This window comes from Dietzia sp. UBA5065 (assembly GCA_002415925.1).
Lineage (GTDB): Bacteria > Actinomycetota > Actinomycetes > Mycobacteriales > Mycobacteriaceae > Dietzia.
Genome location: DIAZ01000035.1, coordinates 11461 through 11731 on the forward strand (window position 1 = coordinate 11461; position 271 = coordinate 11731).

Genomic DNA, 271 nt, shown 5'->3' on the forward strand with positions numbered 1-271 from the left:
TGGCCTTCGGCGGCGGCATCCCCGAGGGGCTCGACAAGGGATGGTACGTCGAACCCACCCTGCTGACCGGGGTCACCCCGGACATGGAGATCGCGCAGGAGGAGGTCTTCGGACCGGTCGTCGCGGTGATCTCGTACAAGGACGAGGCGGACGCGATTCGGATCGCCAACGACAGCCGCTACGGCCTGGCCGGCTCGGTCTACACCTCCGATGTCGAGCGCGGCTTCGCGATCGCGCGCAAGGTGCGGACGGGGACGTTCTCCGTCAACTC

At 67.9% G+C, this 271-nt stretch carries 1 protein-coding gene; it reads left to right on the plus strand.

The window, feature by feature from the left end; genetic code table 11:
- Positions 1–271, plus strand: a 271-nt coding sequence (locus tag B4M60_RS02505; protein ID WP_291079983.1) for an aldehyde dehydrogenase family protein, incomplete at both ends; no start/stop codon positions are given.